This is a genomic window from Kitasatospora sp. NPDC036934 (assembly GCF_055608425.1).
Map to the genome: position 1 here is coordinate 1 of NZ_JBVJQR010000052.1, position 23,922 is coordinate 23,922.

At 73.9% G+C, this 23,922-nt stretch carries 25 protein-coding genes and 1 pseudogene; 8 read left to right on the plus strand and 18 right to left on the minus strand.

Annotated features, from left to right (window positions below; all coding sequences use genetic code 11):
- On the plus strand, positions 1–112 hold a 112-nt coding region (locus tag ACZ7BZ_RS37295), incomplete at its 5' end, for a helix-turn-helix transcriptional regulator (protein WP_380462109.1).
- Positions 113–301: 189 nt separating this feature from the next.
- Here ACZ7BZ_RS37295 and ACZ7BZ_RS37300 read toward each other — a convergent pair.
- Complete coding sequence (locus ACZ7BZ_RS37300) at positions 302–1,312, minus strand: quinone oxidoreductase family protein (protein ID WP_470362255.1); 1,011 nt, start codon at positions 1,310–1,312, stop codon at positions 302–304.
- Between the two features lie 154 nt (positions 1,313–1,466).
- Between ACZ7BZ_RS37300 and ACZ7BZ_RS37305 the strand changes: the two genes are divergently transcribed.
- Positions 1,467–1,661 carry a hypothetical protein gene (locus ACZ7BZ_RS37305; protein WP_470362256.1) on the plus strand — a complete coding sequence of 65 codons (195 nt, stop codon included), beginning with the start codon at positions 1,467–1,469 and terminating at the stop codon, positions 1,659–1,661.
- Positions 1,662–1,887: 226 nt separating this feature from the next.
- On the opposite strand, the gene ACZ7BZ_RS37310 is transcribed toward ACZ7BZ_RS37305, so the two are convergent.
- Genes ACZ7BZ_RS37310 through ACZ7BZ_RS37340 form a run of 7 tightly spaced genes read right to left on the minus strand, consistent with a single transcriptional unit; the run spans position 1,888 to position 9,390 of the window.
- The gene (locus ACZ7BZ_RS37310; protein ID WP_470362257.1) at positions 1,888–3,141 is read right to left on the minus strand and encodes a beta-ketoacyl-[acyl-carrier-protein] synthase family protein; all 1,254 of its coding nucleotides are present in this window, start codon (positions 3,139–3,141) and stop codon (positions 1,888–1,890) included.
- On the minus strand, positions 3,138–3,404 hold the full coding sequence (locus ACZ7BZ_RS37315) for an acyl carrier protein (RefSeq protein WP_470362258.1): 267 nt from the start codon (positions 3,402–3,404) through the stop codon (positions 3,138–3,140). The genes ACZ7BZ_RS37310 and ACZ7BZ_RS37315 overlap by 4 nt, the downstream gene beginning before the upstream one ends.
- Positions 3,401–4,489, minus strand: a complete 1,089-nt coding sequence (locus tag ACZ7BZ_RS37320; RefSeq protein WP_470362259.1) for a beta-ketoacyl-ACP synthase 3 — start codon at positions 4,487–4,489, stop codon at positions 3,401–3,403. The genes ACZ7BZ_RS37315 and ACZ7BZ_RS37320 overlap by 4 nt, the downstream gene beginning before the upstream one ends.
- Entirely contained in the window at positions 4,486–5,325 is an 840-nt protein-coding gene (locus ACZ7BZ_RS37325; protein WP_470362260.1) for an SDR family NAD(P)-dependent oxidoreductase, read from the minus strand. Before ACZ7BZ_RS37325 ends, ACZ7BZ_RS37320 begins: the two co-directional genes overlap by 4 nt.
- A gap of 14 nt (positions 5,326–5,339) precedes the next feature.
- A complete protein-coding gene (locus ACZ7BZ_RS37330) occupies positions 5,340–6,413 on the minus strand; it encodes a 3-oxoacyl-ACP synthase III family protein (protein ID WP_470362261.1) in 1,074 nt (357 codons plus the stop codon).
- A gap of 32 nt (positions 6,414–6,445) precedes the next feature.
- Positions 6,446–8,305: an acyl-CoA dehydrogenase family protein gene (locus ACZ7BZ_RS37335; RefSeq protein ID WP_470362262.1), complete on the minus strand. Its 1,860-nt coding sequence runs from the start codon at positions 8,303–8,305 to the stop codon at positions 6,446–6,448.
- Positions 8,302–9,390: an ACP S-malonyltransferase gene (locus tag ACZ7BZ_RS37340; RefSeq protein WP_470362263.1), complete on the minus strand. Its 1,089-nt coding sequence runs from the start codon at positions 9,388–9,390 to the stop codon at positions 8,302–8,304. Before ACZ7BZ_RS37340 ends, ACZ7BZ_RS37335 begins: the two co-directional genes overlap by 4 nt.
- 255 nt (positions 9,391–9,645) lie before the next feature.
- Here ACZ7BZ_RS37340 and ACZ7BZ_RS37345 point away from each other — a divergent pair, with 255 nt between their 5' ends.
- Positions 9,646–10,992 carry a tetratricopeptide repeat protein gene (locus ACZ7BZ_RS37345; RefSeq protein WP_470362264.1) on the plus strand — a complete coding sequence of 449 codons (1,347 nt, stop codon included), beginning with the start codon at positions 9,646–9,648 and terminating at the stop codon, positions 10,990–10,992.
- A 734-nt stretch (positions 10,993–11,726) separates the two neighbouring features.
- On the opposite strand, the gene ACZ7BZ_RS37350 is transcribed toward ACZ7BZ_RS37345, so the two are convergent.
- The 4 genes from ACZ7BZ_RS37350 to ACZ7BZ_RS37365 all read right to left on the minus strand — a co-directional run bounded on the left by ACZ7BZ_RS37350 (position 11,727) and on the right by ACZ7BZ_RS37365 (position 14,916).
- The gene (locus ACZ7BZ_RS37350) at positions 11,727–12,380 is read right to left on the minus strand and encodes a hypothetical protein (protein WP_470362265.1); all 654 of its coding nucleotides are present in this window, start codon (positions 12,378–12,380) and stop codon (positions 11,727–11,729) included.
- Positions 12,377–12,964 carry an RNA polymerase sigma factor gene (locus tag ACZ7BZ_RS37355; protein WP_380462099.1) on the minus strand — a complete coding sequence of 196 codons (588 nt, stop codon included), beginning with the start codon at positions 12,962–12,964 and terminating at the stop codon, positions 12,377–12,379. Before ACZ7BZ_RS37355 ends, ACZ7BZ_RS37350 begins: the two co-directional genes overlap by 4 nt.
- 153 nt (positions 12,965–13,117) lie before the next feature.
- Positions 13,118–14,605, minus strand: a complete 1,488-nt coding sequence (locus ACZ7BZ_RS37360) for a DEAD/DEAH box helicase (RefSeq protein ID WP_470362266.1) — start codon at positions 14,603–14,605, stop codon at positions 13,118–13,120.
- Between the two features lie 107 nt (positions 14,606–14,712).
- The gene (locus tag ACZ7BZ_RS37365) at positions 14,713–14,916 is read right to left on the minus strand and encodes a cold-shock protein (RefSeq protein ID WP_045694210.1); all 204 of its coding nucleotides are present in this window, start codon (positions 14,914–14,916) and stop codon (positions 14,713–14,715) included.
- Positions 14,917–15,326: 410 nt separating this feature from the next.
- Between ACZ7BZ_RS37365 and ACZ7BZ_RS37370 the strand changes: the two genes are divergently transcribed.
- The gene (locus tag ACZ7BZ_RS37370) at positions 15,327–15,554 is read left to right on the plus strand and encodes a hypothetical protein (protein WP_380462103.1); all 228 of its coding nucleotides are present in this window, start codon (positions 15,327–15,329) and stop codon (positions 15,552–15,554) included.
- A 19-nt stretch (positions 15,555–15,573) separates the two neighbouring features.
- On the opposite strand, the gene ACZ7BZ_RS37375 is transcribed toward ACZ7BZ_RS37370, so the two are convergent.
- Positions 15,574–15,984, minus strand: a complete 411-nt coding sequence (locus ACZ7BZ_RS37375; protein ID WP_470362267.1) for a PPOX class F420-dependent oxidoreductase — start codon at positions 15,982–15,984, stop codon at positions 15,574–15,576.
- A 152-nt stretch (positions 15,985–16,136) separates the two neighbouring features.
- On the opposite strand from ACZ7BZ_RS37375, the gene ACZ7BZ_RS37380 reads away from it, so the two are divergent.
- The gene (locus ACZ7BZ_RS37380) at positions 16,137–17,207 is read left to right on the plus strand and encodes a dienelactone hydrolase family protein (protein ID WP_470362268.1); all 1,071 of its coding nucleotides are present in this window, start codon (positions 16,137–16,139) and stop codon (positions 17,205–17,207) included.
- A gap of 78 nt (positions 17,208–17,285) precedes the next feature.
- On the opposite strand, the gene ACZ7BZ_RS37385 is transcribed toward ACZ7BZ_RS37380, so the two are convergent.
- From ACZ7BZ_RS37385 to ACZ7BZ_RS37405, 5 genes are all read right to left on the minus strand, one after another.
- Entirely contained in the window at positions 17,286–17,864 is a 579-nt protein-coding gene (locus ACZ7BZ_RS37385) for a TetR/AcrR family transcriptional regulator (RefSeq protein WP_470362269.1), read from the minus strand.
- A gap of 35 nt (positions 17,865–17,899) precedes the next feature.
- The gene (locus ACZ7BZ_RS37390; RefSeq protein ID WP_470362270.1) at positions 17,900–19,411 is read right to left on the minus strand and encodes an MFS transporter; all 1,512 of its coding nucleotides are present in this window, start codon (positions 19,409–19,411) and stop codon (positions 17,900–17,902) included.
- 270 nt (positions 19,412–19,681) lie between these two features.
- Positions 19,682–19,756, minus strand: coding sequence for a 50S ribosomal protein bL37 (locus tag ACZ7BZ_RS37395; protein WP_470362274.1), 75 nt, complete (start codon positions 19,754–19,756; stop codon positions 19,682–19,684).
- A 38-nt stretch (positions 19,757–19,794) separates the two neighbouring features.
- Positions 19,795–20,616, minus strand: a complete 822-nt coding sequence (locus ACZ7BZ_RS37400) for an SDR family NAD(P)-dependent oxidoreductase (protein ID WP_470362271.1) — start codon at positions 20,614–20,616, stop codon at positions 19,795–19,797.
- Positions 20,617–21,243: 627 nt separating this feature from the next.
- Positions 21,244–21,411, minus strand: coding sequence for a hypothetical protein (locus tag ACZ7BZ_RS37405; RefSeq protein ID WP_470362272.1), 168 nt, complete (start codon positions 21,409–21,411; stop codon positions 21,244–21,246).
- A 516-nt stretch (positions 21,412–21,927) separates the two neighbouring features.
- Here ACZ7BZ_RS37405 and ACZ7BZ_RS37410 point away from each other — a divergent pair.
- From ACZ7BZ_RS37410 to ACZ7BZ_RS37420, 3 genes and pseudogenes are all read left to right on the plus strand, one after another.
- A complete protein-coding gene (locus ACZ7BZ_RS37410) occupies positions 21,928–23,193 on the plus strand; it encodes a molybdopterin-dependent oxidoreductase (protein ID WP_470362275.1) in 1,266 nt (421 codons plus the stop codon).
- A gap of 5 nt (positions 23,194–23,198) precedes the next feature.
- Positions 23,199–23,717 carry a hypothetical protein gene (locus tag ACZ7BZ_RS37415; protein WP_470362273.1) on the plus strand — a complete coding sequence of 173 codons (519 nt, stop codon included), beginning with the start codon at positions 23,199–23,201 and terminating at the stop codon, positions 23,715–23,717.
- A 77-nt stretch (positions 23,718–23,794) separates the two neighbouring features.
- Positions 23,795–23,922: pseudogene (locus ACZ7BZ_RS37420) on the plus strand (5'-methylthioadenosine phosphorylase); the annotation flags it as partial.

The window sequence follows — 23,922 nt, forward strand, 5'->3', positions numbered from 1 at the left end:
GGGCCTGCCCCGCGCCGACGACTTCAGCCGCGCCTTCCGCGCCGCCTACGGGCTCTCACCCCGCGAACACCGACAGCGGGCACTGGCCGGGGGCGCCGGGGCGGGCGAGTAACGGGGGCAGTGCTCCTGCCGCTCGGCGCCGCCTGTGGCTCCTGACGAAGGGCCGCAACGAGGTCTCCAAGAACGTCACGTCACCGCCGCCGGTCGCCCGGCTCATCGGCGCCCGCCCGGCTGGCACCCCGCTCGGCGTCCTCGCCCTCGACATCTCAGTCTCCAAGGTCCCCGGCCTCGTCACCCGCGATCAGCTCTGCGTCTCCTCGCGGCGTCCGATGGCGGCCGCACCGGGTACGACGAGCAGCTTGCCGGTGGTACGCCGAGCCTCCAGATCGCTGTGGGCCTGGGCGGCCTCGGACAGTGCGTAGCGGCCCGTCACGGTGACCTCGAGCGCCTTGGAGCGCACCCACTCGAACACATCGGCGGCCCGTCGGAGCAGTTCGGACCGATCGGCGATGAAGTCCCCGAGGCTGGGCCGGATCAGGGTCAGCGAACCGCCGTGGGCGAGCCGAATCGGATCGAACGGCGGCACGGCACCACTTGCCGCGCCGAAGAGCACGAGATGGCCGCGGGCTCGCAGGCTCGCGAGGCTCGCGTCGAAGGTGTGCGCGCCGACGCCGTCGAAGACGACCGGCAGTCCCTGACCGCCGTTGAGCCGCCTCACCTCGGCTGCGAGGTCGTCGACCGCGGAGTAGAGGATCACCTCAGCGGCCCCGGCACGCTTCGCCAGCTCGGCCTTCGCCGTGGTCGACGTCGTGCCGATCACCCTGCCGCCGAGATGGGTGATGAGCTGGGTCAGAAGCAGCCCCATGCCGCCAGCGGCCGCGTGCACGAGCACCGTGTCGCCCCCCTGGACCGGGTAGGCGTCCTTGACGAGATAGTGCGCGGTCATGCCTTGGAGGAGCGCGGCGGCGGCTGTCTCGAAGCCGATGTCGTCGGGCAGCGGCACCAGTCGGGAGGAGTCCACGACGGCCCGCTCGGCGTACGTGCCGGGAGTCTCCACCCAACCGACCCGGTCCCCGACCGCGACGTCAGCGACGCCGGGTCCGACTTCGACGACCGTGCCGGCGCCCTCAGCGCCCGGGGTGAAGGGCAGCGGGAGGCTGTAGCGGCCTTCGCGGTGGTAGACGTCGAGGAAGTTGACCCCGGATGCGGCGACCTCCACGACCGCTTGGCCCGGGCCCGGCGCCGGTTGATCGATATCGACCAGTCGCAGCACCTCGGGACCGCCCACTTCGGACATCTGAATCGCTCGCATGACCCCTCCTGAAACGGCAAACTCCCCTCGTCAACTCCACTCGTGGCGATCCTATTTCCGCTCGCGGTGAGGTGCCGTAGCCGTCACGTCCAGGTCAGCGACATGAAGCGCGGCAACTGCCCTCGCGCTCGCCGAGGACCGGCGGCGCGACATCGTGAAGAAGACGAAGAACGGCCTCGACTCCGCTCGCGCACGCGGCCGCGTCGGCGCCCGGCGCCCCGTGGTGGACGACGACAAGCGTCGCGTGGTCCTCGCCCGCCGCGCCGAAGGCCAGTCCATCCGCGAGATCGCCACCGCCGTCAAGGTCTCCGTCGGCGTCGTACACGAGACCCTCAACCCTGCCCCGTAGCGACCACTTCCTATCGACGGGTTACTTGTTCCCGGGGGTCTGCGCTAGGACTTCGGGGCCTCGTCGGTCGGCGGCGGGTTTCGAGGAGGGCGCGAGTGTGGGTTCCGCCGTGGGGGTCACCTCGCCCGCGCCCGTGGTCGACCGCTCCGGCTCGTCCTGGGTTCAGATGTTCTCGCAGTGGCGACTCCGGAGGCGTGGCTGCTCCACGAGGGCATGCGGAGGCAGGTCACCGGGCGGTCGGGCGGGGAGCCAGCACCGGTGAGAAGGCCAGGGCGGTGTTGTGGCCCCCGAAGCCGGCCGAGGTGCTGAGTGCGAGGCGTATCGGCTGTCTGCGAGGGCCGCCGTGGACGAGGTCGATCCGACGGGTCTCCTCGTCCGGTTCGGTGAATCCGGCGGTCGGGGGGACGAGTTGGTGCTGGGCCGTGAGCACGGTCAGGGCTGCCTCGATGGCTCCGGCCGCACCCATGGTGTGGCCGAGCACGCCCTTGGCGGAGGTGACAGTGGGCGGGCGTCGGCTGAACAAGCGGTCGATCAGACGGGCCTCGGCGCTGTCGTTGAGTGGAGTGCCGGTGCCGTGCGCATTGACGTGGTCGACGTCGTCGAGGCCGGCGCCGGCCTCGGCCAGGGCGAGCCGGGCGGCCACCTCCAGGCCGAGGGCGTCGGGGTGCGGGGCGACGGGGTGGTGCGCGTCCGCGGCGGTCCCGGTGCCGACGAGCAGGGCCCTCGGCGTCGCGAGGCGCGCGTCGGCGTCGGCACGGCGCTCCAGGACGAGGAAACCGGCGCCTTCGCCGATGACGAACCCGTCGCGGGAGGCGTCGAAGGGGCGGGAGGCACAGACCGGGTCGGGGTTGCGGGAAAGGGCCCTCATGCGGGCGAAGCCGGCCACGCAAACCGGTGTGACCATGGCGTCGGCACCGCCGGCCAGGGCGATGTCGCAGGCTCCCGCCCGGAGCAGGAGTGCCGCGGTGTGGACGGCCGTCGCGCCGGACGCGCACGCGGTGGCGGTGTGCATCACCGGTCCGGTCACGTGCAGGTCCATGGCGATCTGTCCGGCCGCCATGTTGGGCAGGAACGCCGGAAGCGCGAGTGCGGAGACGGCGGAGGAGCCGCGGGTGAGCAGCCGTTCGACGGCCCGCTCGTAGCTGCCCACCCCGCCGGCCGCGGAGCCGAGGACGACGGCGACCCGCGAGGGGTCCCACCGCGGGGGTTCGAGGCCGGCGTCGTCGACGGCCTCGCGCGCGGCGGCGAGGGCGAGATGGGTGGCCCGGTCCAGGCGCCAGGACTGTCGGCCGCCGCCGAGCACCGCTTGGTCCCCTGGCACGCGGCAGGACAGGACCACGGGCAGTCCGGCGAGCTCGGGGTCGGGCGCCGCGGCGGGGCGTCCGTCGAGGACGCCCCCCCAGGTCCGCTCGGACCCGCATCCGGCCGGGGTGACCAGGCCGATGCCGGTGACGGCCAGCGGCGGGTACGGTCCGCTCATTCGGCCGCTCCCGGTTGCCCGGCGGTCCCGGACAGCAGGTCGCCGATCCGGTCGACCAGGTGCGCCACGGTCACGTCGGCGGCGGAGTCGAGGTCGTCGTCCAGCGCGACCCCCCAGTGGTCCTGGAGGCTGACGACCAGTTCGACCCGGGCGAGCGAGTCGAGGTCGAGGTCCTGCAGCGGGGTGCTGTCCGTGATGGCCTCGGGCGGTGTGTCGAACTTCTCGGTGAGCAGGGTGATCAGGTGCGTGCGGACGGCGTTCACGGTGTGCAGACCTCCTCGTGGTCGTTGAGTGGGGTACGGGATTGTGCTGGGGCCGTGCGTACGGGTGCGTCGGGCCAGAGCAGCGTCGCGGACGCCCAGGTGAGGCCACCGCCGAAAGCCGTGAGCAGGGTCGGCGCGCCTGGGGGACGCACGCCCCGGAGGACGGCGTCGGCGAGGGCGAGCGGGACCGAGGCGCCCGCGGTGTTGCCGACGTCGCGGATGTTGCCGAAACGGTGCTGCGGGGGGATGCCGACGCGGTCGGCGACGGCGTCCAGGATGCGCTGATTGGCCTGGTGGCCGATGAAGGCCCGGACTTCGTGCGGCTGCCAGCCGGACTTGGTGAGGACGGCCCCGGAGGAGGCGGTCATGCGGCGCACGGCGTGGGCGTAGACCTCGCGTCCGCGCATGCGGAAGTACCGGTCGTCGCGGCCGAGGTCCGTGGTGTCCGGTCGCCGGGAACCGCCCGCGGCGACGGTGATGAGGGTGCTTCCGCCCCCGTCGCTGCCCCAGTCGGTGTCCAGCACCGCCCCGGGCTCGGTGGTGTGTCCGGACCGCAGGACGACTGCGGCGGCGGCGTCGCCGAACAACGGTGCGGTGTCGCGGTCCAGCGGGTCGACGATCGCCGAGTACTTCTCGGCGGCGACCACCAGGGGCGTCCGGCAGGTACCACTGCGCAACAGGGCGCTCGCCGTGGTCAGTGCGTAGAGGAACCCGGAACAGACCGCCGCGAGGTCGAACGCCGGGATCGGTCCGAGGCCGAGGCGGTGGGCGACCTCCGGTGCGGTGGCCGGGCAGGGGCGGTCGGGCGTCGTGGTGGCCAGGACCAGCAGGTCCGGCCGTTCCCGCCCGGCGGTGGCGTCGATCGCGGCGAGGGCCGCAGCCGTCGCCAGGTCACCGGCGCTCGTGCCGGGTCCGGCCAGGTGGCGCCGATGGATGCCGGTCCGGCTGGTGATCCAGGCGTCGGTGGTGTCCAGGCCGCCTCGGCTGATGACCTGCGTGTTGGTCAGCACTCGCGGCGGGAGACAGACACCGAGACCGGCGATCACCGCAGTGCGGCCGCGGCGGCGGCCAGACGGGGCGGTCATGCCGCGGCGAACGGGGAGGGTGGCTTGGGGATGCCCGCCAGACCCCCGTCGGGCACCGAGAGGCCACCGTCCAGCACGAGCGCCTGCCCGGTCAGGAAGGACGAGGCGGGGGAGGCCAGGAACAGCGCGGCGCAGGCGACCTCCTCGGGCTCGGCCCACCGTCCCAGGGGGACGTGGGCCAGTAGCCAGGCGGTGAGTGCGGGGTCGGAGTGGACCGCGGCCGTCATGTCGGTGCGGACCCAGCCGGGGCACAGGGCGTTGACCCGGATGCCGGAGCGGGCCCACCCGACGGCGAGGCTGCGGGCGAGCGAGACCTGAGCCGCCTTGGTCGCCGCGTAGGCGTCCATCATGGGCGTGCCCACGAGGCCGGCCACGGAGGACGTCAGGACGAGGCTCGCGCTGTCGGACCGGGCCAGGTGGGCGTGGGCGTGGCGGCTGATCGCGGCGGTGGCGTTCAGGTTGACCGCGACCACGTGGTCCCAGACCGGTTGCGGGAGGTGCTGCAGCGGGGCCAGGAGCGTGCTGCCGTCGGGCCGGGCGGGCAGGATCCCCGCGTTGTGGACGACGATGTCCAGGCCGCCCAGGGCCTCGGCTGCCCGGTCGACCAGGGCTGCCTGCGCGCTGTCGGCGAGGTCACCGGGCACCAGCACGGGGGTGTGGCCGTGGCGGGCCACCAGCTCGGCGGTGTCCTTGAGGGCGGGCCCGGTACGGGCCGAGAGGGCGAGCCGCGCACCGGCCTGGGCGAGCGCGACGGCCACGGCCCGGCCGATGCCGCGGGATGCACCGGTCACCAGCGCGCGGCGGCCGTCGAGCCGGAAGTGGTCAGAGATCGTCATGGGAGTACCTCAGGTCACTGGTGGTGATCAGGACTGTGCGGTGCCGGGGAACCGGCCAGGGGTGCGTGGTGACAGGGTGCGCCGGTCCAGGTGAGCAGGGCGCTGCCCCAGGTCAGGCCGGCGCCGAAGACGCACAGCAGGACGCGTGCACCGGTGTGAAGGAGGCCTTGGGCAGCCGCGTCGGCCAGGGCGAAAGGGGCGGACGCCGCGCCGATGTTGCCCGTGCGGTCTCCGGTGATGTGGAGTCGGCCCGGGGGTATGCCGATCCGGTCGGCGATGGTCCGCAGCAGCAGCGGATTGGGCTGGTGCGTGATGACCGCGTCGAGGTCCTGGAGGGCCAGGCCGTTGTCCGTGAGGCACTGGTCGACCAACCGTGGGAAGACATCGGCGATGAAGTCCCGAACGACGCGCCCGTCCATGTGGATGTGGTGCAGACCGGCTTCCAGGCTCGCCGTGTCGGCGGGGATGCGGCTGCCGCCCCCGGGAATCAGCACGTGGTGGGCGCCCCGTCCGTCGGAGCCGAGGCGGAAGCCGTGGAAGCCTCCGTCGGCCACTGGGCCGAGGACGGCCCCCGCGGCGCCGTCGGCGAAGAGCACGGCGGTGCCCCGGTGGGTGGGGTCGACGAACTTCGAGTACGCCTCGACGCCGACCACCGCCGCGTACCGGCTGCCGGGGGTCGTGGACAGCCAGCCGTGGGCGACCTTGGCGGCGAACAGCCAGCCGGAGCAGGCCGCGCTGACGTCGAGCGCGACCGCGTTCACGGCTCCTGCCAGCGCCTGGACGCGGCAGGCGGTGGCCGGCCCCAGTTCGTCGGGGGTCGAGGTCGCCAGGACGAGGAGGTCGAGCTGCTCCGGGCGGATGCCGGCCGCCTCGCAGGCCGACAGCACGGCGACCGTCGCCAGGTCGGAGGCGGCCTCGTCGGGTGCCGCGACGTGCCGTCTCAGCACACCGGTGCGCTCGGTGATCCACTCGGCCGAGACTCCGGCGAGCGGGCCGACCTCGTCGTTGCCACGGACCCGGGTCGGCAGGTGGGTGCCCATGCCCAGGACGCCGATCACGGGGGCGGGAGTCGTGCTGGTGGGACTCACGGGGTCCTCCTGGTTGGACGGAAGGAGCCGATTCACGGTGTCCGCCCCAGTCGGACGGAGCCGTCGGCACGGGGACGGGCCAGCAGCCCGGCTGCGTAGTCACCCTCGTCCAGGGCGCCACGGGCGATCGGAGCACCCGGATCGAGGGCCGCCGCGATGTCCGCGAGCGTCGGCGAGAGCCGGTCGCACAAGGTGTCCACGGCCTCCGGGAGGCTGCGCACGTCGGCGGGTGTGAGAACCCCCGACGCCAGTAGCGGGCCGGACAGTCGGCGGGCCTGGCACAGGCCGTCGAGCGCGGCGAGGTCGGCCGCACCGGGAACCGCCCACGAGGGGGCACCGCCGGTCACGGCGGCCGACGCGGCGTCGGCCGCGAGCCGGCAGGCGTGGACCTCGCCCGTCTGGAGGGCGTCCTCCAGCAGGGGGTTCCAGAGTTCGAGGTCGCGCAGCCCGGCCCGGTGGCGCAGCGACCAGGAGAGTGCCAGGTCACAGGCCAGCCGATCCTGCAGCGCGGCGACGACCATCGGCCACCAGCCGGTGTCCGTGGGCGCGGGCAGGTCGGCCGGGGAGGCGTGGCGCCGTCGGCCGGAACCTGCGTGCTCCTCGGCCAGGGCGCGGCCCGTGTCCAGGAGGATCAGGGTGTTGTCGCCGCCCGCGTTGTCGAAGGCCCGGGCCAGTCCCAGATAGTCGGCGAGCCGGTTGTCCTCGAAGAACCCCGAGACGCCGCAACGGTGTTGCAGGGAGTCGATCATCGTGGCGACGGCGCGTGTGCTGAACACCTTGCGCAGCGCCAGGGCCCGGTCGACGGCCGCCCAGGGGGCGAAGGTCATCGCGTCGCCCGGCCCGTCGGGCTGTTCCCGGTCGCGCAGGGCCTCCCATTCGGACAGCGCCGTTCGTGCGCCGCACCGCAAGGTGAACGCCGAGGCCAGGGCTCCGATGACGGCATGCCGCTGGGTGCTGTAGTCCAGCACCGGTCGGCCGGGGGCCAGGCGGCCGTGGCTACGCCGGTTCGCGCTGAACCGCCAGGCCATCGCCGCGCTGCGTCCGGCCAGGCCGGCCATCGCGGACGGCAGCGTGGCCCACAGGGCCTGTCCGCACCCCAGGGTCCGTTGGAGGCGGGCATCCGAGCCGCCCCAGGGGTCGTGCAACACGCCGGCGGCATCGATCGACGCCCCGTCCGCGAGCCAGCGGTCGTAGGGGACGTCCACGTTCTCGAACCTGACGAACCCGTACGGCAGGGGCAGTGCGTCGATCGAGACCGGGCCGGAGACGGAAACGCCCGGCACGGACCGGCCGTCGGCCCCGGTGATGTCGGTCAGGAAGGAGAACACGCCGCCGTCCCCGTCGGCCGTCAGCAGGCGTGCGCAGACCACGGCTTGCTGGGGCAGGCCCGTCGCCGCGACGGAGGAGAACTTGGCCGCCCGGTCGTCCGGTGTGCGCAGGGCGAACGAGCGGCGCTGGGGATCGAACCGGGCCTCCGTGCGGATCCGCAGGTGGCTGGCCGCGTCGCCGATCTCGGTGACCATGAACGAGCCCTTGGTGCGGGCGTGTGCGAGCCCGTCGGCCAGGTCCTCGGCAGCGCCGCCGAGCAGGGTGATCGAGCCGACGCACAGGATGTAGTGCGACAGGAACGTCTGGTACAGCGACGGGTCGGCCAGCGCGGTCGCCTCACCGAGCGCCGCCAGCAGCTCGGAATCGGCCACCACGTCTGCTGCGGGGGGGAGTTGGGCCGCCAGCCGGGCCAGGCGCTGGTGCGCACCGGTGTCCCGCACCGCTGACGACGGGCGTCGGGAACGGTCGTCCGTCAGCAGCCGGGCGACCCCGGCCGCCCGGTCCGGCGGCAACAGGAGCGACAGGCGCGTCAGGAGGTCCAGGACGGGGGCTCGGGAGCTCATGGTTCTCTCCTCGCGGACGTCGGAACGGGCTCGCACGGCGCGGGCCGCTCTCGGGTCGTTCCGGTCGGTGGGTCGCCGGTGGTCAGTGGGCCAGGTGCCGACGGAGGCGCCGGGGGCCGTCCGGCCGCCTGCCACAGGCCGTCCGGGAACGGAGCGAGCGTCTGCCGGTCGGGATCGATCCTCCGTACGGCGTTCGCCAGCGTGCCACCGGTCCCCGCCTCGACGGCGAGCGAACCGCGGGCCAGGCCCGCACCGACGACGGCGGGCAGCGAGAACGACCTGACCAGGCAGGCCGACAGCGCCCGGGGGAGATCGCTGCCCGCGTCGTAGGTCCGGCCTGCGACCACGGAGAACACTTGTCTGCGGGGTGCGGATAGTCGCAGCCGCCGCGCGAAGTGGGCGAAGAGTCCGGCCTCGCGGGCGAGGGCGGGGTGGTGGCTCATGAACGGCAGGCGCAGTCGCTGCGCCCGGATGCCCCGCTCGGCGGCCAGGGCCTCCACGGCGGAGAGTCCGGGGAGTGGGCCGGAGACCACGGTCTCCCCGCCGTGATTGACGCACGCCAGTACGACCGAGGCCGCGTCCGGTCCGGCGAGTCCGAGCAGTCGGCGGGCCTGCGGGGGCCCCGCGTCCAGCAGTGTCATACCGCCCCCGCGGTGGGTCAGCAACTGTCCGAGCCGGCAGGCCAACCGGGCGCCGTCGGCGACCGAGCAGCACTCCGCGGCGGTCAGCGCGGGGAGTTCCCCGAAGCTCACGGCGAGCAGTCGGTCGGCCCCGAACCCGTCGGACTCCAACGCCCGATGGATTGCCAAGGAGACTCCGAACAGAGCGAGTTGGATTGTCCCGGGAGGTTCCTCGGTCAGCGCCAGGGTGGTCGGCGGCCGGTCGCCGAGCAGCCGTGGGCCGATGGGAGCAACGCCGAACTCGGCGGCCACCACGTCGGCCTCCGCGAAGACCTCGGCCAGTGCGCGCGTCAGCGATGCCGCGGGGAGAGCCCGCAGCAGCGGTCTCAGGCTGAAGTCCCCCTGGCCGGGGAACATGTGGACGGTGGAACTGCCCGCGGGCGTACCACCCGGTCTGCTGGACATCGCGGTGTCACCTCCTGCCGAAGGCGTGCGTCACGGCGCGCCCGCCGCTCTCGATGGTGGGGGCGACGGAGCGGCTGGGGCAGATCTCGTGCGGCTCGGCCTGTCAAGACTTCCGGTCCGTCAATTTTTGGGGTATTCCAACGAACTTCGCCGGGCGACGGGAGTAATCTGACTGTCACCGTGCGGAGTTGGGAAGACGGCGCAGGTGTGGTGCGCGACCCGGCTCGCACGGGTCGACGAGGAGGTGCGTGCGACGTGGTCCCCAACCGTGCACCGAACGTCCGGCTCCGGGAACTGCTCCAGGAGGCCCAGTGGACGGGGGCGCAACTGGCGCGCGCGGTCAACCGGATCGGGGCGGAGTCCGGCGTGCATGACCTGGCCTACCAGCGCGCCTCGGTGCACCAGTGGCTCGTTGGAGCCTCACCCCGCGGTCCGGTGGCCCACCTGGTCTGTGCCGCGCTGAGCCGCAGGCTGGGGCGCCGGATCTCCCTGGTCGACGCGGGATTCGGCGGCAGGCGCGCACAGGAGCCGCCCACGGACGTGCGCGCGCTGCTCGCGGGCCTGGCGGCGGCATCCCTGCGCCCCGACCGGAACGACGAGTTGATCGTCTACCAGGCACCCGCCTCCGGGGACCCGGCCGGCCCGGTTCCCCTGCCGTTCGGCGACGCCGGAGGGCGGGCCGGGCCGATCCTCCGGATCGACGGCGGCCGGGTCGAGGCCGCTCCTGAGGTCCTCACCATGCTGCTCCCGGTCTTCTCGGTCGTGGACCGCCTGAAAGGCGGAGGGTACGCGCGCGCCGCGCTCGCCGCGTTCCTGTCCACCCCCGTGGCCGCCATGGTGTCGGCTCCCGCTCCGCCGGTGAGGCGTACGGCGACGTTGGCCGCCGCCTCCAGGCTGAGCTATCTGTGCGCCTTCATGCACCTGGACGACGGGCTCAACGGTCTGGCCGGGCACTACTACCGGTTGGGGCTGGACCTGGCCCACCAGGCAGGCGACGTGGCCGCGCGGGTGATGATCCTGCGGGCGATGGCCGCCCAGGCCTATGAGCTCAACCATCCGCAGGAGAGCCTGCGCCTCGCCCGGGCCGCCGTGGACCTGCGCGTCAATCCGGCCGCCGCCCGGTTGCGTGCCTCCGTGCTGGGGCAGCTGGCACTCGCCGAGGCTGCCACCGGAGACCGCGAGGCGGCCCTGCGCCATGTGCGCGACGCGTACGACCTGCTGCCGGACATCGAGGGGCCGGCACCGCCCGTCGGCGACTACCACCGTGCCTCGTGGGACCACCAGCGAGCCATGGTCCAGGCCGAGTTCGGCGACCTCGCGGGCGCGATCAGGCACCTGAGGACCTCCGCCGCCGGCCGCCCCCGGAGCGAAGTCCGCTCCCGTGCCCTGGTGCTCGGCAAGCTGGCCGAGCGTCAACTCGCGGCCGGACGCCTTGACGCCGCCTGCGAGACCTGGCACGAGTTCCTCGACGTCTACCCACTGCTGAGTTCGTGGCGCGCCGAGGCGGTGATGGTGCGGATGCGCCGGCTCCTGCTCCCGTTCCGGCGCCGGCCCACTGCCGACCACCTGCTCCAACGGGCCGCCGCGCTGCGTCGGCCGTGATCCGCGCGGTCCGGGATGACGGCAGCGCGGTACCTGCTCCAGGGGCGGAACGGCGGGCTCCGCGGGGGAGCGGAAGGCCCGACGGGCGGAAGAAGGCGGCGGCGGCCCACGGTTCACGCGTGACTTCCCGGCCACCGGGCTGACGCACTGTCGGCGACACGTGCGGAAGGTGGATTTCGCGATGCGTGTTCCGTATTCACCAGGGCGGGCCGCGGTGTTGGTTCCGGCCCCGCCACGTGCCCACAGTGGGCGAATGGAACAACAGGGTGCCGCCCTGCTCTGCCGGCAGGGCGACTTGGCTGTCGGTCACCGTGTCCACAGCCAACGGTGCCGCGCGGCGGCCTGGATCACGGCCGATGCTGCGAACGCTCGTCCCGTCCATCGCCGGGCGCCGTTCCGATGTGATCGAGGCCGCACCGGGCCCGCAGCCGCCGACCGGGCGGGCCGTCCGCCGCTGGTGGGTGGCGACGGCCTCGCGTCGTGGGCCGGGCCGAGGCCGTGTTCGTCAGGGCGACCAGGTGCCACGGCTCCTCCCGTTCGAACCGGACCGTCCTCCAGGCCACGGCGCAGCGGTTGCGGGCGTGCCCTGCCGGGCGGTGCGAGCAGACCGGAAGCAGGCCGAAGTCCTGACCCGGTCGTGCCCGCCCGCACTGCGGTGACACCGCACGGCTCCCGGCCGCGGTGGTGCCGTCGGCCGGGAGCTGCGCGGTGCCACGGGTGGGCCGTCGGACGGATCAGCCCACGCCGACCACGTTGGTCTGGGAGAGCGGGAAGCAGCCCGGCGTCTCCTTGGTGAGCGTGATGTCCATGCTGCCGACGGTGCCCGGGTGGAGCGATCCCTGGGGCGCGGTGTTGAGGACCAGCAGGCTCTCACCGGGCGGGATCGCGCCCGGGTGCAGGATCGCGATGCGGCCGTTCTGCGGGTCCAGCGACATCACCGCGTCCAGCCGGCTGCTGTCGGTGGTCACCGGGGTGTGGCAGGAGGCCGAGGGCGTCATGACCAGTGCGGGTACGCCCACCGAGCGCAGGGCGTCCTGGAGCCCGGACCACTCGGCGCCCGCCAGCTGGACGGAGACGGTGCCGTCCTTGTTGGGGGTCACCGTGTAGGAGGCGGTGGTGAGCCGTACCGCGGCCGGGCTGCCACCGGTGCTCGGGGCGGTCGCGGGGCCGGTCTGTGGTGCGGGCGCCGCGGGGGTGGCGGGGGCGGTGTCGTCGTGCGGCAGCAGGACGACCGCCGTGACCGCGGCGGCGAGCCCGAAGCCGGTGGCCACCAGCCGGCGGGTGTGGCGCGGCCGGGCCGGGGCCCTGGTGCCCGCGGTCGGGAGGTTCGCGGCCCGGGCGGTGAGTTCGGCACCGAGCTGCTGCCGGAAGTGCAGGGGCGTGTTCACGAGGCGGCCTCCAGGAGGGTGTTCACGGACGCGCTGGCGGTGTCGGTGGCCGGGGCGACCTTCTGCAGTGCCTTGCGGGCCCGGTGCAGTCGCACCCGGGCGGTGGCCGCGGTGATGCCCAGTGCCTTGGCCGCGTCACGGACGGTCAGCCCGTCGACGCTCACCAGGTCCAGCACCGCGCGCAGCGGCTCGGACAGGGCGGCGTGCCGTCCGGCCAGCGCGCGGACCTCCTGCGCCGCGTCGATGCGTTCCTCGATCGCGGACACGTCCTGATCGTCCAGCATCCGCTGGCCGGCGATCCTGGCCACCGCGTTGCGTTCCCGCACGCTGCCGCGGAAGTGCGCGGCCACGACGTTGCGGGAGATCCCGTACAACCAGGCGACGGGCGTGCCGCGGCGGGCGTCGTAACCGTCGGCCTGCTCCAGCGCCGTCAGGAAGATGTCGGCCGTCAGATCGGCCGCCAGGTGCGCGCTGGAGGTGCGCCGGGTGACGAATCCGAGCACGGTGTCGAACTGTTGCTGGTAGAACACGGCGAACGCCGCCGGGTCGCGCGAGGGTGGTGCTGTTTGGTGCTCCGCTGACACGGGTGGACTCCTTGGAACGACGAGCACTGCCTTACATCTCTACTTGGCTCGGGCCTTCCAAGGCGTTACACGGTCCTACCCGGGGGCGCGTCGTGCGAGGTCCCGCTGCGGATCGGCGGCTGACCGCCGACCCGGCCGGGGGACCGGACGGCGCTACTCGGCGCGAGGCGTGCGGGGCGCGCGCGTGGCGTGAGCGGCGCGCCGGGGCGCGCCATGGTGCCCGCGACCCGTCGCCGGGCCGCGGCGCGGCCGCTCGACCACGGGGTCGGGGACGGTGACGGGCACACCGGTGGGCACCCGGGCGCCGGTGATGCGGGCCAGGTCCTCGTCACCGGAGCTGACCATGGTGGTGACCGGGGTGATGCCGACGGTGCTCATCATGCGGGCCATCCCGCGGCGCTGGCTGGGCAGCACCAGCGTGACGACCGTGCCGGACTCCCCGGCCCGGGCCGTGCGCCCGCCCCGGTGCAGGTAGTCCTTGTGGTCGCCCGGCGGGTCCAGGTTGACGACGAGGTCGAGACCGTCGACGTGGATGCCCCGGGCGGCGACGTTGGTGGCGATCAGCGCGGTGACCTGGCCGGTGCGGAACTGCTCCAGGGTGCGGGTGCGCTGCGGCTGGAGCTTGCCGCCGTGCAGCGCCGCGGCCTTGACGCCGTTCGCGAGCAGCTCCTCCACCAGGCGGTCCGCGCCCTGCTTGGTCTCGGTGAACATGATCACCCGGCCGTCGCGGGAGGCGATGTGGGCGATCGTGGCGCTCTTGTCGATGTTGCGCACGTGCAGCACGTGGTGCTCCATGGTGCCGACCGCTCCCGCGGCCGGGTCCACCGAATGGGTGACCGGGTCCTTGAGGAAGCGCCGCACCAGGCCCTCGACGCCGCGGTCCAGCGTGGCGGAGAACAGCATCGTCTGGCCGGCCCCGTCGACCTGTTCCAGGAGGTCGGTGACCTGCGGCAGGAAGCCCATGTCGGCCATCTGGTCGGCCTCGTCGAGCACGGTGATGCCGACGGCGTCCAGTTGGCAGTCGCCGCGCAGGACGAGGTCCTTGAGCCGTCCCGGGGTGGCCACCACGACCTCCGCCCCCCGGTTCAGCAACCAGGCCTGGCGGCTGATCGAGGTCCCGCCCACCACGGTCGCCATCCGCAGGCGCACGGCGCGGGCGTAGGGGGTGAGGGCCTCGGTGACCTGCTGCGCGAGCTCGCGGGTGGGGACCAGCACCAGGGCCAGCGGGCAGCCCGGCTCGGCCCGGCGCCCGGCGGTGCGGGCCAGGGTGGCCAGGCCGTACGCGATGGTCTTGCCGGAGCCGGTCCGGCCCCGGCCGAGGACGTCGCGGCCGGCCAGCGAGTTCGGCAGTGTGGCGGCCTGGATGGGGAACGGTGCCGTGACGCCCTGCTGGGTCAGCACCGAGAGCAGTGCCTCCGGCAGGTCCAGCTCACCGAAGGACTCGACAGCCGGAAGGGCCGGGGTGGTGTTCACCAGGGTGGCGAACTCGCCCTGCGCGGTGGGTTCCTGAGCGGCGCCGCGCCCGTGGGGGCGGCGGCCGCGGACCGGCCGGTCTCCGTGGGAGGAGCTGCCGCCGGAGCGGGCCCCCGTGGTGGACCGAAAGTCTGCGTCTCGGTACGAGGAGTGACCGGAGCGGGTCATGCGGGAACCTTCCGTTCAGGGCGCCGTGGCGCGAAAACGAAGAGGCCCGCACCGAGCGCGTGCGCGGTGCGGGCCCCTCACTGCCAGGGGGTGCCGTGGCGGATGAACTACAGCGGGCGGATGTTCTCGGCCTGCGGGCCCTTCTGGCCCTGCGTGACGTCGAACTCGACCTTCTGGCCCTCAAGCAGCTCGCGGAAGCCGTTGGCGTTGATGTTCGAGTAGTGGGCGAAGACGTCCGGGCCGCCACCCTCCTGCTCGATGAAGCCGAAGCCCTTCTCCGAGTTGAACCACTTCACGGTGCCATTAGCCATTAAAAAATCTCCTTCAAGGGACTGTCCGAGGCGCGCACGGTGTGCACACCGAGTCACCGCATGGAGCGCCCACCCCGGGGAAGAGCCGGGGAACAAAAAATGCGCCTGCAGAACATCAGCAGGCGCACACAAAGTTCATGGGAACCACTACTGCAACTAAGTCGACTGTAGCAGGCCGCGGCCCGCTTCGGAGGGTCGTCCCGCGCGCGGTTTTCCGCTGGGCTCCCGGACGGTCGGCCGCACCCGTCGGAGCGGGGTGTGAACTCGCCTCGGGGGCAGGGTGCTTGGGCCCGGGAGCGAGGCGATGCGGCGGCGCCGGACCGGCCGGGAGGACGGAAATTCTCCGGAAAATCGAACTCGCGCCGCCGAAAAGGTCCGCGGCCAGGGCTTCCCGGCGCATACTGAATGAAATGACGAAATTCTCAGCAGGACGTCGCCCCCTGCCCACCAGCCCCTTCAAGCCCCGTACCGAGGCGCCGCGCAAGCACTTCGCCGTCGGGGACCGGGTCACCCATGACGGGTTCGGCCTCGGCCGGGTCATCGGCGTCGAGGGGGACGGCGACATCGCGGTGCTCGTCGACTTCGGGTCACGCCAGGAACGCGTCACCCATCCGTACACCGCGATGTTCAAGCTCTGACGTTCGAGCTCTGACGCCGTCACCCGACGATACGGGCGGCGCTTCCGAGCGCCTCCAGGTTCCAGGTGATGATCCGGCGGGGGTGGACCCGGACGATGTCATGGCTGAAGCGGCCGGGTGCCACCGGTGGTACGTCGACGGTGAGCACCTCGGCCCGGCCCCTGATCTCGACGCCCCGGCCCCAGCCGGCCGCGACGGGGTCGTCGGCCGGGGCCAGGTCGTCGACCAGGACGGAGACCTCCGGACGGGCCTGGGCGTTGAGGTACTTCCGGCTGCGTGCCATGTCGGGCCCGCCGATGTCGATGGTGCCGTCGTCATTGAGCCGGAAGCCGACCGGGCGGACCTGCGGGCCGCCGTCGGGTCCGGTGGTGGCCAGCCGGGCCAGCGGCTGGGCGGTGAGGTAGCGGCGTTCCGTGTCGGTGAAGATCATGCGATCGACGCTAGGCCCTCAAGTCGGCTTGAGGTCAAGGCCGCTGAGCCGACGTCACGGGGCCGACGTCGTGGGGGGCGGTCCGGGCGCGGGGGCGGCCCGGTCGTAGCCTGGGAGCGGCAAGCCAGCAGACCAACTTCCAGGGGGAGAACATGCGTTGGCGCACCTCGGCGACCGCCGTCATGCTCGCCGCGCTGACCGCGACCGGCCTGGCCGCGCCCGGCGCGAGCGCGGCTGAACCAGCGGCGACGGTGCCCGCGGCGGACCGCGAGATCAGCTTCACCGCGGACGGCACCACCGCCTACGGCACCCTGCACGTCCCCGCCCACCGGGCCGGGCACCGGCTGCCCGCCGCCCTGCTGCTGCCCGGCAGCGGTCCGACCGACCGCAACGGCGACGAGCCGCCCGCGCTCACCCCGGGCACCCTGCGGGCGGTCGCCGACACCCTCGGCGCGGACGGCGTGATGACGCTGCGCTTCGACAAGTACTTCACCGGCCGCACCGGCGCCGGCGCCTACCAGGGCGACCCCGGCCGGCTCGACCTGCCCGCCTTCACCCGCCAGGCCGCCGCGGCCTACGCCACCCTGCGGGACCAGCCGGAGGCCGACCGGCGCGAGCTGCTGGTGGTGGGCCACAGCGAGGGCGGACTGCAGGCCCTGCTGCTCGCCCGTACGGTCCGGCCGGCGCCGGTCGGCCTCGCGCTGCTGGCCCCGCAGGACCAGCGCCTGCTGGACCTGCTGACCGCCCAGCTCGACGGCCAGCTCGACCAGGGGGTCGCGGCCGGACAGGTCACCGAGGAGGCGGCGCGGGCGAACAAGGCCGGCGTGTCGGCCGCCGTCGCGGACTTCCGGGCCGGCCGCCCGGCCGACACCAGCGCCCTGCTGCCGCCGCTCGCGGGGTTGCTGAACGCGCTGTTCGGCCCGAACAACGCCCGCTTCGTCCGTGGCGACGACGCGGTCTACCCGCCGGATGCCGCCCGGGCGGTCCGCCCCGGCACCAGGGTCACCGTCACCTGCGGCACCGCCGACGGCAACGTGCCCTGCGCGACGGTGCCCCCGCTGCTCGGCGCCCTGGCCGGGGCGCACACCACCGGCCCGGGCCTGCGCACCCTGGACGGCGTCGACCACTTCCTGCACCCGGCCGGCACGCCGGTCGGCGACCACGCCCTCGCCCCGGCCGTGGTGGCGGCGCTGCACGAGTTCGCCCGACCCTGGGCGCGGTAGGCAAAAGGCGGTGGCCCCGCGAGCCGGAACGTCCGGTGCGCGGGGCCACCGCCTGATGCGCGGGGCCCGGGGCCGGTGTCAGCTCGGCCGGCTCGCGGCCAGCAGCTCCCGGAGCAGCGGCAGCAGCTCCTCCGGGTCGGCCGCCGCGAGCTCGGCGAAGGCCCCGCTGGAGCGGGCCAGGATGACCCCGGCGAAGGCCGCCGTGGCCAGTTCGGCGCGCAGCTGCGGGCGGTCCACCCCCTCGGCGGCGAAGCGCTCGTGCAGCGGGTGCACCATCCGCTCGTAGAGGTAGGTGCGGGAGGCCTGCTGCACCTCGGTGTTGTCGCCGGGGGTCACCGCGGCCTGGAAGGAGGGGCCGGGGCCGCGCTGGGCGAGCCGCACCAGCAGGGTGCGCAGCCGCTCCTCCTCCAGCAGGTCGGCCGGCGCCTCGTCGCCCAGTTCGAGTCGGACGGTGGCCAGGTAGAGCTGGGTCTTGCCGCCGAAGTAGCGGGCGATCAGGGCCGGGTCCACGCCGGCCCGTTCGCCGATCTCCCGGGTGGTGGTGCGGTCGTAGCCGCGTTCGGCGAAGAGTTCCAGGGCTGCCCGGATCAGCAGCTCGCGGCTGCGGGCGGCGTCCCGGCGCCGGGGGGACGGGGTCGGTGCGGGGTCGGTCGGCACGGGGTCGGGTCCATCGACCGGGGAGGCCGGCGCGCTCACCGGTCGGCCCCCGCCCGCAGCACGGGTACCTCGCTCTCGCCGGCCACGGCGTCGGCGATGCTCTCTTCCACCATCAGCTCCTCGTCCACCCGCAGACCGTCGTCCCGGGCGGCGGCCGCGGCACTGACGCGCGGCAGGACGATCGTAATCACGCCGATCACCACCCAGACCACGCAGCCGATCAGCGCCGCGTCCCGGTAGCCGCTGTCGGCGGGCAGCAGCCGGCCCGGCGCGGTGTGCGCCTGGAGCACGGCGCCGCACAGCGCGCTGCCCGTGGAGTAGCCGATGGTGCGCAGCAGCTGGTTGAAGCTGACGGCGCTACCGACCTCGTGGGCGGGCACCGCGGCGACGATCAGCCCCGGCATCACGGCGAAGGTGCAGCCGACCCCGAGCCCGGCGAGCGCCATCACGACCAGCTGCTCCCACAGCCGGTCGCGGGCGAACAGGAAGAACAGCATCGAGGCGAGCGAGACGGCGCAGCCGATCGGCAGGACCAGCGCGGAGGAGGCGCGCCGGGTGAGGAACGGCAGCATCTTGCTGGACGCCAGGCTGGCCGCCGAGAAGGGCAGCAGCACCAGACCGGCGACCACGACCGAGGCGCCCAGGCCGTAGCCGGTGCTGGTCGGGGTCTGGACGTAGCGGATCACCAGGGAGATCAGCAGGTACATCCCGACGCCGCCGACCAGGCCGGCCACGTCGGCGGTCAGCACGATGGGGTTGCTGAGGCTGCGCAGGTCGACCAGCGGGTGGGCGGTGCGCAGCTCGTGCCGGATCCAGCCGCCGAGCAGCAGCAGCGACAGCGCCGCGACCGTCCACAGCCGGCCGCCGGCCCAGCCCCAGCTCTCGCCCTCGCTGAGCACCAACAGCAGTCCGACCAGGGCGAGGCTGAGCAGCACGGTGCCGGGCACGTCCAGCGGGCGCCGTTCGCGGTGGGCGGGCCGGGGCAGGACGAGGGCGGCGAGCACCAGGGCCAGGCCGCTGATCACGGCGCCGAACCAGAATCCGGCGTGGATGCCGAAGGACTGGGAGACCAGCCCGGTGATCGGGTAGCCCAGGCCGACGCCGGCGACGGTGGTGATCGACAGCAGCGCGACCGCCGAGCGGGACTTCTCGGCCGGCACGGCGTCCCGCGCGGTGGCGATGGCCAGCGGGGTGAGGCCGAGCCCGACGCCCTGCAGGGCCCGTCCGGCGATCAGCCACCAGAACCCGAGCGGCAGCGCGGCCAGCACGCTGCCGAGCACCACCACGGCGGCGGCCACCAGGGTGACCGTACGGCGGTCCGGTCCGTCGCCGAGGCGTCCGAGCACCGGGGTGGCGACGGCCCCGACCAGCATGGTGATGGTCAGCGACCACTGGGCCTCGGCGAGCGAGACGTGGTCGACGGTGGCGATCGTCGGGATCATCGGGGCGCCGAGGCTGCTGATCACCGCCACCACGGCGCTGAGGAAAACCAGCACGGGCACCAGGGCCCGCCCACGTCGCGTCGACCGGCCCGTTCGGGTCTCCATGGACGCCGCCCTCCCTTGTCACAGATCGAGAATCCGAACCGGGGAGCGGGTGGCCGGCCCCCGGGCACCCCGGGTACAGGTGACCGAGGGATGTCATCAGCCGATGTCATCGGATGATGTCTTCAGATGATGACATGCCGGGGGGACCCGGCAGAAGGCGGGCCGGATGTGACGTTCTCGACGACCGGAACCCCGTTCGCGACGGCCGGCCGTCGCGAACGGGGGTGCACCCGGTGCTGGTGGCACGCGGCACCGGGTGGGTCCACGGAGCTACTGGCAGGCCCTGCGGCCGTGGTTGGCCTTCTTCTTCCGCCGGGCCTTCTTCTTGCGGGCGCGCTTGGACATCGTGCGGTTCCTCGTGGTCGTCGGGTGGTGGGCGGGGTTCAGGCCACGCGGCCGACCAGCTGGTCGGCAAGCTTGGCCAGGCGCTTCTGCGAGCGCTCCTCCCGGGCGGCCTGCGCGGTCGGCGCGGTGACGCCGCCGTCGTAGTAGGCCCCGTTGGCGACCTCGACGTCCGGCAGGCAGAGCCGGACCACGGCCGCCGCGCCCTCGGCCGCCGGTGCGCCGACCCGCCCGTACAGCGGGAGCAGCGCGGTGTCGCACAGGCCGGGGTTGAGGCTGACGGCGGTGATGCCGAAGCCGGCCGGGGCCATCTCGGCGGTCGCCATGGTGAGGGCGAGCTGGGACTGCGCGTACGCGGCGACCCGGGAGTACTTCTTCACCCGGTGCGGGTCCGACCAGTTCATGGACGCGGTGCGGTGCAGGGAGGAGGAGACGTTGACGATCCGGGCGTCGCCGGCCGCCGAGAGCGGGGCCCGCAGCAGCTTGGCCAACAGGTGCGCGGCGAGGAAGTTGACCTGGAGCGAGACCTCGTTGCCGTCGTCGGTGAGGGTGCAGCGCTCGGGCGCCATCACGGCGGCGTTGTTCACCAGCAGGTCCAGGGCCGGGTAGTGCTTGACGACGGTGCCGGCCAGCACCGCGACCTCCGACAGTCGGCTGAAGTCGGCGGCCAGTTCGACCAGTTGGTCACGGCGGGCGCCCGCCGCGACCAGGCGATCCACGGCGTCCGCCGCCTCGGCGGTGGTCCTGGCGTGCACCAGGACGGTCGCGCCGTGCCCGGCGAGCAGTCGGGCGGTCTGCCAGCCGATGCCGGAGGAGGCACCGGTGACGAGGGCGGTACGGGCGGACAGAGCAGCGTCGGACATGACCCATCCAAGGGTGGAAAGGCGCCGGCGGGGTGCGGGGACGGGGCGGCGGTGAACCGCCCGCCCCGGGGCCGCCGGTGCGAGAAGGAGTGTGGCGCGAAGGTGACGCTCGCCCGCCCCGGCCCTCGGAGCCGATCGGAGCGGGGGCGGGCGGCGTCGGACGACACGGGCGCGGGTGAACGGACTCCGGCCCGTGCGCGCCGCCGGTGCCCGGCGGGAAGGAGCCGGGGGCTACCGGACGGCGGTGGCGACCGCGACCGCGACGACGATCCGCGGCCGACTATGCGGCGGGCGGTCGTGGTGGCGTGTCGAGCGGTGCATGCCCCCCATCAAAGCCCCCCGCGATCCCCGCGACAAGCTCCCGCCCCCGCCCTGACGAACCCTTGACGCCTGGTCAACGCCGCCTTGACACCGTGCGGCTCGACCGGCTCGTGGGGAGGGCCACCGGGGCCGGACGGTGCGCGGACGGCCCGCACCGGATCGCCGAGACCCGGGCGGCCATCGCGCCCCGGCCGCGGGCGGCTTCGCGCGGGGTGCGGTCCTCGGCCCGTACCCGGCCTCGGTCGCGAGCGGGGCCCGGCGCTCACCGGTGGACCGCTCGGCCCCCTCGGGGCGGGGCGCCGGATGTCAGCGGCGCCGGAACAGGCGCGCGAGCCAGCCGCCGGAGGTCCGCTCCTCGGGTGTGCAGGAGCACCGCTGGGAGGCGGGGATCCCGGCCAGCACCTGTTCGACGTGCATCCCGCACCCGGCGTAGGTCGGCTTCCCGCAGGTACGGCAGGCGATTCGGCGGCACATGCCGCGCTCCCTTCTCAAGGCCCCCGGTGGATGGACCGGCTCGACCAAATATACCCTGCCCGGTATTCGAACTGCGGAGCTCGAAGCCGGCCCCGGAACCCCGGGCCCGGGTCGGGCCCGGCCCGACCCGGGCCTGACCGGACGACCGGTCGGCGCCGGGGTGCCGCCGTACGGGTGAGGCTCCAGCCCCGTCCGGGCGGCTCCGCCTGGGCTGGTCCCCGCAGGTGGTTGGCTGTCGGGCGGGCTGCGGCCGCCCGGTCCTCCGACGCCGAACGGAGCGCCGGCGCCCGCCCGTTCCCTGCCGCGCGGGCCGCGCCCGGCGGATCCCCGGGCAGCTGGAGGTGGTCGGTGGGCACGGCACGCGACGGCGGTGACGTCGACGAGGGTGACGGCGGCGCGCCCCGGAAGCGGCCCCGGTGGCCCACCGGGGTGCGGGCGGCCGGCACCAGGCTGGCGGGGCGCGCGGAAGGGCTCGCAACACGGCTTGCGGAAGGGCTCGCGGAGCGCCTCGGCCGACTGCCCGTACCGTCCGGGCCGTTCCGGCCCCGGTTCTGGCGCAGCCCGATCCGCGGGCCCTGGCTGACCTCGGTGTTCGGGCTGGTGCTGCTGGTCGGGATCCCCGTGCTCTTCGTCACCGGCGCCCTGTCCTACGCCGCCTACAACCCCGGCCTCGGCCCACTGAACGACCAGACGCCGGACAAGGGCGTGCTGGGCTCCTACCTCTTCGACTGGCCCACCAGCCCGTCCTGGCTGTACCGGCTCACCCAGGGCGTGCACGTGACCCTCGGCGTCGTCCTGGTCCCGGTGCTGCTGGCCAAGCTCTGGTCGGTGATCCCCAAGCTGTTCGAGTGGCCGCCGGTGCGCAGCGCGGCCCACGGGCTGGAGCGGCTGTCCCTGCTGATGCTGGTCGGCGGGGCCGTCTTCGAGTTCGTCACCGGGATCCTCGACATCCAACTGCACTACCTCTTCCCGGGGTCGTTCTACACCCTGCACTTCTACGGGGCGTGGGTGTTCATCGCCGCGTTCGCCGTCCACGTCGGCCTCAGGTTCGGCCGGATGCTCCGCGCCCTGCGGTCCCGTTCGCTGCTCGTGGAGCTGCGCACCGGCCGGACCGGCACCCGACCCGAACCACCGGACGCGGACGGCCTGGTGGCGCCCGAACCCGCCTCGCCGACGATCGCCCGGCGCGGGGCGCTCGCGCTGGTCGGCGCGGGCTCGCTGGTCCTGCTGGTGGTCACCGCGGGGCAGAGCATCGGCGGCCGGTGGCGCGGCACCGCGCTGCTGGCGCCGCACAACCGCGACCGGGATTCCGGGCCGAACGGCTTCCAGGTCAACAAGACGGCCGCCGCCGTCGGCATCTCGGCCGCGAGCGTGGGGCCCGACTGGCGGCTGGAACTGTACGGTGCCGGGCCGGTGCTGGCGTTCTCCCGCGAGCAGCTGCTCGCCCTGCCGCAGCGCTCGGCCCGGCTGCCGATCGCCTGCGTGGAGGGCTGGTCCACCGAGGACCAGCGGTGGAGCGGACTGCGGCTCGCCGACCTCGCCGCCCTGGTCGGGCTGCCCGACGCGGCCGACGTGCTGGTGGAGTCCGTCCAACCGCCCGGCCCCTACAGCTCCGTGGTGCTGCGCGGCAACCAGATCCGCGATCCGCGCTCACTGCTCGCCCTGCACGTCAACGGCGCCGAGCTCTCGCTCGACCACGGCTACCCCGCCCGGATCATCGTCCCGGCCAACCCCGGTGTGAACAACACCAAGTGGGTGGGCCGGCTCACCTTCCGGAGCTGACCGAGATGAGCCATGTGACCGCCCCGAACTCAGGCGCCCCCGCCCGCTGGTACGGCGCCGGGCCGCTGCACCTGCTGGCGCTCCTCGCCTCCCTCGCCCTGACCGGCTACGCGCTCGAACGCCTGGTGGACGTACGGCCGTTGGCGGTGGCGCTCTGGTTCGTCGGCGCGGCCGTCGTCCACGACCTGATCCTGCTGCCGCTCTACTCGCTCGCGGACCTCTCGGCCCGGTCGGTGCTGCGCCACCGCGCGGAACGGGCCCCGGCGGTGGACTGGATCAACTTCCTGCGCGTCCCGGTGTTCCTGTCCGGCCTGCTACTGCTCGTCTGGTTCCCGCTGATCCTCGGCCTCTCCGCGCCCTACCCGGGCGCCACCGGGCTGTCGGAGGGGGTCTACCTCGGCCGCTGGCTCGCCATCACCGGCGTGCTGTTCGGCGCGTCCGGCGTCGCCCTCGCGCTCCGGCTGCGGCGGGTCCGTCGCCGGGCCCGCCGACGCCGCGTGCGCGGCGGCGTTCGGGAATCGTAAGGACGCGCTTCGTCGAGGCCGTCCCCGTCCGCTCCTACATTGGTCGGGATCGAACTCCCGAGGAGAGGTGCTGAAGCATGACGCCGCGTCAGAACGCGCAGGATGAGCCCCGGGCCGAGCTGGGTGTGATCGGTGGTTCGGGGTTGTACGCGTTGCTGGAGGAGGTGGTGGAGGTGCGGGTGGAGACGCCGTACGGGCCGCCGAG